Annotated in this window: 1 protein-coding gene and 1 pseudogene; both read right to left on the minus strand. The window is 71.7% G+C overall.

Annotated elements, in window-relative coordinates; translation table 11 throughout:
- The coding region (locus tag AC1D01_RS33105; protein ID WP_477873716.1) for a patatin-like phospholipase family protein at nucleotides 1-1,506 on the minus strand (1,506 nt) is incomplete at its 3' end.
- 8 nt (nucleotides 1,507-1,514) lie between these two features.
- Nucleotides 1,515-1,785 (minus strand): annotated as a pseudogene (locus tag AC1D01_RS33110) (hypothetical protein); the annotation flags it as partial.

Consider the following 1,785-nt stretch of genomic DNA (forward strand, 5'->3'; position numbering starts at 1 on the left):
GCGTTCGGCCTCGCCGTAGCCGGCCACGAACCAGTCGTTCGAGATGCCGAGCGTCCAGTTCAGCGGGTGGTAGAGCTCGGAGAACAGCTTTGGCACCTCGCCGATCTGCACGCGGTTGCGCCACTCGGTGCCGTTGGCGTCCAGCCAGTGGCGGTTGTGGCTGATCTTCAGGTTGAAGCCGCTGCGCCCGGTGAAATCGGTGTTCAGGTCCAGCCCGACGCGGAAGTAGTGCGGCCCCCAGGGCTTGTCCTCCAGGTCGAAGACCAGCCCGTCGCCGCGGTCGGTCGACACCAGCTCGTAGTCGGCGCGCACGTAGTCGCCGCTGGCGGCCAGGCGCCGCGCGTCGCGCTCGGCCTTGGCCGCGTCGAAGGGCTGGCCGGCGGCCGATTCCATCTGCGCCGCGAAGCGCTTCGGGTTGGTCAGGCCGCTGCCCTCGAACTCGACGAAGGCGAGCGTCGCCTGCGGCGGGGCCTCGCGCGGGTGGCCGGCCTTCCATTGCGCGTACGCGGTCTCGTCGAGCGACAGCGCGGCCAGGCGCGCCGCGAGCTGGGCGGCCCCCTGCTCGCCGAGCGCGATCAGCTCGCGCGTCTTGTTGAAGTCGCCCGAGGTGATGTCGCCCAGCTGCGGCGAGATCAGCAGGTCGCGCCCGCCGAGCGAGGCCAGGCTGCGCTGCACGTTCTGCTCGGTCAGGATGTTGATCATCTGGCCGGTCAGGCCGCCCACCGAGCCGAGCGTCTTGCGCGGGGCCAGCGGCGTGCCGATGTTGACGGCGATCACGATGTCGGCGCCCATCGCGCGCGCCACGTCGACCGGCACGTTGTCGACCAGGCCGCCGTCGCCGAGGATGCGGTCGTCGATCTCGGTCGGCGGGAACACGCCTGGCACGCTCATGCTGGAGCGCAGCGCGAGCGCGAGGTCGCCCTGGCTCAGGATCACCGCGCGGCCGTCTTCCATGTCGGTGGCGACGGCGCGGAACGGGATCGGCAGCCGGTCGAAATCGCGCACCGAGCGCACCGGCAGCGTGTAGCGCCGCAGCAGCGTCTCGAGCCCGCGGCCCGACAGCGCACCGAGCGGCGCGCGCAGTTCGCCGTCGCGCATGCCGAACTCGATCAACGGCGAGATCTCGAAATCTTCTTCCTTGCGTCGCTGCGACAGCAGCTGGCGGTCGACGCGGTTCGCGAACACCGCATCCCAGTTGACCTTCAGCAGCTCGCGCTCCAGCGTGTCGGCGTCCATGCCGCTCGCGTACAGGCCGCCGATGATCGCGCCCATCGAGGTGCCGGCGATCACGTCGACCGGGATGCGCTGGCGCTCCAGAACCTTCAGCACGCCGACGTGCGACAGGCCGCGCGCGCCGCCGCCGGACAGCACGAGGCCGATGCGCGGGCGGGTGGGCTGCGGCGTGGGTGGCGGCGTGGGCGGTGACGTGTCGCTCTGCGCCAGCGCCGAGGCGCACAGCACGATCGCGAGCAGGCCCGGCCAGGCCCGCAGCCCTGCGGTTGGCATGCGCGCGCTCAACGCAGCGTCGCGAGGCTGCGCAGCATGCCGTCGACCGCCCGCTGCACCAGCGAGTAGTCCGACAGCGAGACCAGCAGGTCGGCCGTGCGCAGCCGCTCCAGCGCGCGCAGCGTCACCGAGTGCGTGCTGTCCGGCTGCTCGCCGGCGAACAGCAGCAACTGCCCGCTGTCGCTGCGCCACAGCAGCTGCAAGTGGCTCCAGCGGCCGAGCAGGAACATCCGGTAGTGGCGCCCGATCGCCATCGCGTTGACCCAGGCGGCCGCATCG

It is taken from the genome of Rhizobacter sp. P3_B12, assembly GCF_056402895.1.